Annotated in this window: 6 protein-coding genes; 5 read left to right on the top strand and 1 reads right to left on the bottom strand. The window is 69.1% G+C overall.

The genetic code is table 11. From position 1 onward, the window contains the following. The coding region (locus AC5RUH_RS16210) for an HNH endonuclease signature motif containing protein (RefSeq protein WP_494129101.1) at positions 1–1,368 on the top strand (1,368 nt) is incomplete at its 5' end. A 42-nt stretch (positions 1,369–1,410) separates the two neighbouring features. On the opposite strand, the gene AC5RUH_RS16205 is transcribed toward AC5RUH_RS16210, so the two are convergent. Further along, on the bottom strand, positions 1,411–2,805 hold the full coding sequence (locus tag AC5RUH_RS16205; RefSeq protein ID WP_494129102.1) for a glucose-6-phosphate dehydrogenase: 1,395 nt from the start codon (positions 2,803–2,805) through the stop codon (positions 1,411–1,413). A gap of 311 nt (positions 2,806–3,116) precedes the next feature. Between AC5RUH_RS16205 and ffh the strand changes: the two genes are divergently transcribed. The 4 genes from ffh to AC5RUH_RS16185 form a co-directional block, all read left to right on the top strand. After that, positions 3,117–4,703, top strand: coding sequence for a signal recognition particle protein (ffh, locus tag AC5RUH_RS16200; RefSeq protein WP_493999971.1), 1,587 nt, complete (start codon positions 3,117–3,119; stop codon positions 4,701–4,703). 294 nt (positions 4,704–4,997) lie between these two features. Then, entirely contained in the window at positions 4,998–5,555 is a 558-nt protein-coding gene (locus AC5RUH_RS16195; RefSeq protein ID WP_494129100.1) for an NUDIX hydrolase, read from the top strand. A gap of 10 nt (positions 5,556–5,565) precedes the next feature. Next, positions 5,566–6,306: an alpha/beta hydrolase gene (locus AC5RUH_RS16190; RefSeq protein WP_494129099.1), complete on the top strand. Its 741-nt coding sequence runs from the start codon at positions 5,566–5,568 to the stop codon at positions 6,304–6,306. After that, on the top strand, positions 6,303–7,395 hold a 1,093-nt coding region (locus AC5RUH_RS16185), incomplete at its 3' end, for a hypothetical protein (protein ID WP_494129098.1). The genes AC5RUH_RS16190 and AC5RUH_RS16185, both read left to right, overlap by 4 nt.

The raw sequence follows: 7,395 nt of genomic DNA, 5'->3' as shown, positions 1-7,395 counted from the left end.
CTCGACCTGCCCCGCGCCACCGCCATCGCCCGCAAAGGCGCCGGCCTGCCGCCCGAGGCCCTGGCCGGCTACGAAGCCCGCGTTGTTCCCGGCGCCGGGACCATCACCCTGGAATCCGTGCAGGCCCGGGCCCGCACAGTCCGCGACCGGCTGCACCCCGAACCCCTCGAGACCCGGCACCGGGCCGCGATGGAACGCCGCACCGTCCACTACCAGCCCCAGGACGACGGGATGGCCGAACTCTACATCCGCACCAGCGCCGACAAAGCCCTGCTCGCCTACAACCTGATGCAGGCCCACGCCCGCAAACTCCAAACCGTCGACGAAACCCGCACCCTGGGCCAACTCCGCGCCGACGTGTTCACCGACATGCTCCTGCGCTACCCCGGCCACGCCTACCAGCCCGCCACAACCAGAGGAACCGCCGCCGACGAAACAGCCGCCGGAACCGCCGCCGGCGACACAGCCGCCACCCAGACGGCCACCGACAACTGCGGAACAGCGGCCACCCAAGCATCAGCCGGACCGAGAGCAGCAAGCCGTTCCGGAACTGCTGCCGGATCCGGGACCGTGCTCGGCTCTGTAACGAACGCAACGGCAATGACAACGGCAGCCGCTCCACCTGGCGCCCCCGAGAAAACCGGCCCAGAAATCCCGGACGCGGACGTTGCGGCGTGCACCGCCCGAAACACGGCAGCCGGAGGGACGGCAGGGCAGGGTCCCTGCACCTGCGGGGGCGGGAACGTGACCGCCTCCGTCGCCGTCACCGCGCCCCTGCACACCCTGCTCCGGCTCGCCGAAGACCCCGGCGACCTCACCGGCTACGGGCCGATCCCGCCGGGCATGACCCGCGACCTTGCCGCGCTCGCCAAATCCTGGTTGATCGTGCTCACCGATGACTATGGCAAGGCAGCCGCCGTCGCCAAAGACCTGCGCACCCCGCCCGAATGGCTCAAACGCCTCGTCCGGCTACGCGACCGCCACTGCCGCGACTACGGCTGCACCGTCCCCGCCGACCACTGCGACATCGACCACACCATCGCCTGGGAAGACGGCGGCACAACAGTCATGGAAAATCTCAGCGCCAGATGCAAACCCGGGCACAAAACCAAACACCACGGCGGCGGAACCGTCACCCAAGACCCCGACGGGACCCTCCACTTCACCACCCGCTCCGGCCACACCCACACCACCAACCCCGACCTAGGCTGGACACTCACGCTCCCCGCAACACCCGGCGCAGAAGAAGCCACGGAAAACGGAGTTAACGGGGCCAAAAGTCCCCGGGACTGTACCCGCGGCGAGGGCGACACCGGCGGCGACGAAGCCAGGGACGGCCCATGGGACAACACCTCGCCACCGTTCTAGACGCCCCGCCACCGTTCCAGGTAATTGGCGGCCTTATTTACGCTAGGGGAGCGGCCTGTCGCTCCGGGAAGTTGACCAACCGGCCGGACCGTTGCTGCCCGCTTCGTACTCTTCCAGCGGCACTTCGTCTTTTTCCCAGGCCTTCAGCACGGGCTCGACTATCCGCCAGCACTCCTCGGCGGTATCCCCGCGGACGGACAGGAGCGGGTCGCCGCGCAGCACGCCTTCCAACACTTCGCCGTAGGGCAACAGATCGGCCGAGTGCAGGTCGGCGCTCATGACCGCCCGGTCCAGAGTGAAGATGTCCCCGGGACCGTTCACATCGATCTCAAGTTGAAGGGTTTCGGGTCCGAGCCCGATCCGCAGCCGCGTCGGGGCGTCGATGCCCTTAAAGCCCGTCGGCAGGTGGTTGACCGGCCTAAAGGTGATGATTACTTCCTTCTGCGGCTTGCCCAAAGCCTTGCCCGAGCGGAGGATGAACGGCACGCCGGACCACCGGGAGTTGTTGATCGAGACTTCAACCTCGGCCAGGGTTTCGGTCTTCTTGGCCGGGTCCACGCCCTGTTCGTCGGCGTAGTCCGGGATGTCGCGGTCGCCGATCCTGCCGGCGGTGTAGCGGGCACGTCGAGTGCTCTTGCCGAAATCCGGGTTGACGCTGCTTGCGCGCAGGACGCTGCCGATATGGTCGCGCAGGTCCCGCTCATGGATGGTGGCCGGGGCGTTGAGGGCGGTCAGCGCCATCACCTGCAACAAGTGGCTTTGGATCATGTCACGCAGCGCGCCGGCCCCGTCGTAGTAACGGGCACGACCCTCCAAGGCCAGCCCCTCATCGTAGAAGATCTCGACTTTCGCCACATGTTCATTGCTGAGCAGCGGCTCCAGCAGGCGGTTGGCGAAGCGCAGGCCGAGGATGTTGAAGACCGTTGCCTTGCCCAGGAAGTGGTCCACCCGATGGATATGGTCCTCCGGCACCAGCTTCAACAGCGTCTTGTTCAGCGATGCGGCCGATTCACGGCTGGAGCCGAACGGCTTTTCCAACACCAGCCGTGTTCCCTCCGGCACGTCCTCGGGCCGGAGAAGCTCGCAGGCTTTCTGGCTGACCGCGGGCGGCAGGGCAAAGAACACGGCCACCGGGCCATCCAGCGCGGCCAGCAATTCCGCCAGTGCGCCCTCCGCCGTCACGTCCACCGAGTGGTACCGCGTGTTTTCCTGGACGTCGCGCAGTTGCCGCCGTCCGTCGTCGTTCGCGTCCACCGCGCAGGAATCAAAGGCGCCGCGGACGCGTTCCTGCCACCTGCCCTCGTCCCAGTCATCCGAGCCGGCGCCCACTACTTTCAGTCCGCTGGTCCTGCCTTGCGCGATCAATTTGCCCAGCCCGGGCAGCAGCAGCCGGCCGGTCAGATCGCCGGAAGCTCCCAAAATCAGCAACGTCCGGATCTGCAGCGGCCCCTCGGCTGCGGGGGCGGACACGTCCTCGGGCTGGGTCTTTTCCTGTGTCTGGGTCTGTTCAACGCTCACGTTCCCACCTTGCCACGGCTGTACGGCAGGGGGAACGGTCCATGGGCCGGCGAGCTTCGGACCCCACCGGCGTTCCTCCTTGCCGCGGTGCCTCAGCGGGATATGAGCCGACGGCTGCATCGTCGCGATTTCCGGCGCGACTGCTGCCACCGCCAGTTGATACCCTTAAGTGCTGAACTCCGGCGCGGCCCGGGGACTGTGAACCAGATCGACGAAAGTAGACACGGCGCGTGTTCAATTCACTCTCTGACCGGTTGGCCTCGACCTTCAAGAATCTGCGCGGCAAGGGACGGCTGTCTGAGGCCGACGTCGACGCCACCGTTCGCGAAATCCGGCGAGCCCTGCTCGACGCCGACGTCGCGGTGCCCGTGGTGCGCGAGTTCGCGGCCCACGTGAAGGAACGCGCGCTCAGCGAAGAGGTCTCCGCGGCCCTGAACCCGGCGCAGCAGGTCGTCAAGATCGTCAACGACGAGCTGGTCAAGATCCTCGGCGGGGAGACCCGGCGCATCAAGCTGGCCAAGACCCCGCCGACGGTGATCATGCTTGCCGGCCTGCAGGGTGCCGGCAAGACCACCCTGGCGGGCAAGCTGTCCAAGTGGCTCAAGGGCCAGGGCCACAGCCCGCTGCTGGTGGCGGCCGACCTGCAGCGGCCCAATGCCGTGACCCAGCTCCAGGTTAACGGCCAGCGCGCCGGCGTGCCGGTCTACGCCCCGCACCCGGGCGTGCAGTCCGAGTTCGACGCCGTTACCGGCGATCCGGTGGCCGTGGCCCGCGACGGCGTGGCCGAGGCGCGGCAAAAGCTGTACGACGTCGTCATCGTGGACACCGCCGGCCGACTCGGCGTCGATGCCGAGATGATGCAGCAGGCAGCTGACATCCGCGCCGCCGTCAACCCGGACGAAGTCCTCTTCGTGATCGACGCGATGATCGGCCAGGACGCGGTCAAAACCGCGCAGGCGTTCAACGAAGGCGTCAATTTCACCGGCGTTGTCCTCTCCAAGCTCGACGGCGATGCGCGCGGCGGCGCGGCGCTCTCCGTCGCGTCGGTGACCGGCAAACCGGTGATGTTCGCTTCCACCGGCGAAAACCTGGACGACTTCGAGATCTTCCACCCGGACCGGATGGCCAACCGCATCCTCGACATGGGCGACATGCTCACCCTGATCGAGCAGGCGGAGAAGTCCTGGGACAAGGGCGAAGCCGAGCGGATGGCGCAGAAGTTCGCCGACCAGGAAGACTTCACCCTGGACGACTTCCTCGCCCAGATGCAGCAGATCCGAAAAATGGGCTCGATGAAGAAGATGCTCATGATGATGCCCGGCGCCGCCAACATGCGCCAGCAGCTGGAGAACTTCGATGAACGGGAAATCGACCGCGTGGAGGCCATCGTCCGGTCGATGACCCCGCACGAGCGCGTTGCCCCGAAGATCATCAACGGCTCCCGCCGAGCCCGCATCGCCAAGGGCTCCGGCGTGCACGTGTCCGAGGTCAACGGCCTGCTGGAGCGTTTCGGCCAGGCCCAGAAGATGATGAAGAAGATGGCCCAGGGCGGCGGCATCCCGGGTATGCCGGGCGTGGCCGGGCCGGGTGGCTTCGGTGGCGCCCGGAAGAAGCAGCAAACCGCGAAGGGCAAGAAGAAGGCCCGCTCCGGCAACCCGGCCAAGGCGGCACAGGAGCTGCGCGAGGCCGAGGAACGCCGGAAGAACAAGGCCTCCGTTCCCGCCGGAAGCGCCTTCGGCGTCCCGCAGGACGGGCAGGACTTCGACCCGTCGGCGCTGAACCTGCCCAAGGGATTCGAAAAGTTCCTCGGCAAGTAGCCCCGAAGCTGTAGCCGCCAAGGCCTACCGCGAAGGCCTACCGCGAAGGCCTACCGCGAAGGCTGTACCGCTGCAGATAAATGCCCCGTCGATTCTCGGCGGGGCATTTGCCATTCCGCCGGCGGGGGCGCTTATCCACGCCGCGCCGCGCTTTCCATCCTCCGGAAGGTAAGCTGGTTGTCGAATCGTTTCAACGGGGGGACACGGACCGGCGGATTACGCGGCTTCTCTGCACGGGCGGCCCATTCGCTCGGCGACAACCGGCCACCGGCGGCAGCGCAGCGAAGGAGTTTTGTGGCAGAGCAGGCACGCGGCGACGACGACGGCCAGCCCGGAAAGCGGCGGGACACCGTCGCGGTGATCGTGCGCAGTGTCGGCGGCTCCGTGGTGCTGGTGGACAATCCCGGCGGGCCCCGGCTACCGGCGGCGCCGGTCCGGCCCGGCGAAGACCCGCGCGCGGCAGCGGCCCGGGTGCTCGCCGAGTCCTCCCTGCTCGTACCGCCCGGGCGCATCCTCGCACTGGATTACCAGCCGCTGGACGGCGAAGCCGCGGAAGCCATTACCTTCGTGTACGACGGCGGAACGTACGACGGCGGTGAGCTCGCCGCCGGTGCCGGGGGACAGGCGGTCTTCCTGCCCGTCGAGCAGGCCGAAGCTGTCCTGGACCCGGCGCACTCCGCCCAGCTGACCGCTGGGCTCCGGGCCCACGAACTGCTCACCGTGGTTGAACTGCGCCACGGGCAGCCGCTGCGGACAGGGCAGTTGCGCGTCCCGGAACGAGAACTGGTGCCCCACGTCTGGGCGGCGGAGGCCGCCGGCGACTCCAAGGGAACCGTGGGTTCCGGCGTTTAGTATTTCTCCCATGGCAGTCAGTGGCAGCGGGGAGCGGGTGGTCTTTGTCCACGGCACCGACAGCTTCGGGGCCGCCGCCTGGCCGCGCCAGCACCGCCTGGCCGGACGCTACGACTGCCTGTTCCTGCGCCGCCACGGGTTTGATCCGCAGGCTGAGCCCCGGCCGACCGACTTTGACGAGGACGCCCGGATCGTCGGCCGGCACCTCGGCCCGGGTGCCCACGTCGTCGCTCACGCCCAGGGTGCCGTCGCGGCGATGATGGCCGCGGTCGAACACCCCGGCAGGGTGCACTCGCTCACGCTGTTCGAACCCGCCTGCCTGTCCTTGACCGCGGACCTGCCGGCCACCCGTGCCTACCGCGAGCGGCTGGAGCCGTTGTTCGACGCGCGGCGGGAGCTGACCGACGAGGAATACCAGCGCGCCTTCGTCCGGCTGGTAGTCGGCGCAGAAGCGCTGCCGCTGGCCACCGTGGCGGACCGGGCACAGGCGATGCGGGTCCGCCTGCAGGCGCCGCCCTGGCAGGCGCCGCTGCACATCGTCCCGGGCCTGCCCACCCTGGTGGTCACCGGCGGCTGGGAACCGCTGTACGAGGAAGTGGCCGAATACCTGGCCGCCACCGGCGCCGTCCACCGCCACGCCGGCGGGCACCACCGCCCGCAGGACACGGACCGGGGCCATGCCCTGCTGGCGGCCTTCCTGGCCGGGGCAACACTGCCGGACTCATCAGAGGTTGCTAGCGTGGAGCTATGAATGAATCAGCCTGGGAACCGGCGTCAGGACAGCTGTGGTGGCCGTGGCCGCTGGACGAAGCGGGCGTGGCCGCCCTGCAGCAGCAGCTCACCGACCGTTCGCTGCTCGGTGCCTTCGCGGGCGGCGCCCCCCAGGCCGGCGACAGCGTTGTCTCCGTGCTCCTGGCCGTGAACGGGGAACAGCGCGCCGCCGTCCTGGATCCGGCCGGCCGGGCAGTGCCCGGGCCCGACGTCGCGGCCCTGGTCCGCGGGCTCTCTGCCGACCTGGGGGCGGCCGTGGAGATTGACGGCATCGAATACGAGGCACCGGCACCGGACGCGGCTTTGGAAGTGGAGGAGATGCCGGAACCGGACGAGGCCGAGGAGCTCGAAGCGCCGGACGCCGCCGAGCTGCGCACCGTGCTGGTGGGCCGGTTCCGGCGCGAGGACCTGATGATGTTCGGCGCCCTCAACGGCGTGGAACTCCACGTCCTGGAGCCCGATGCGGGCACGCCGGGCACGCAGGGCACGCCGGACCGGGCCGCACCCGGCCAGCGGATCGTCTTGGTCTACGGGGAGGCCGCGCCCGGGCTCTACAACTGGCCGGCCTCGGCCAAACCGATCGTGGCGCTGATGGACCTGGACGGCTTCCGCGCCGTCGAGGCATGGCTGCCGGGCACGCGGAGCGACCCGGACACCAGCTTCTGGCACGCCTGGGAGGCGCCGGCCAAGCCGTTCCCTTCCGCGTCCCGGGCCGACGCCGAGGCGCTGCGGCTGCTCGGCCGGATCGTGCATCCGGAAGGCCCCGACACGCAACGGCTCAGCGATGTGCTGGGCCTGGAACCGGGCGCCGTCGAGGGGCTGCAGGACCTGCTGTCCTCCCCGGACGAGCCCGGAATCCTGGCCCGCGCCGGCCAGTTGCTGCAACTGCCGCCGATCGCCGCCCGGCTCGCCGAAGGGTCGCTGCAGCCCGACCGGGTCCCCGGGATGGAATCGATTCCCGTCCAGTCCATCGGCAAGGCGCTGCTGGAACTGGCCAGCACTCCGGCCGAGGGCAGGGGCCCGTTGGCGGCGTGGCAGCGCGCCGTCGTCGCGCGCCCGGCCCTGCTGG

Source organism: Arthrobacter sp. Y3223166, assembly GCF_059090935.1.
Note: the sequence above shows the minus strand (reverse complement) of the source record. Positions and strands in the feature narration are given on the sequence as shown.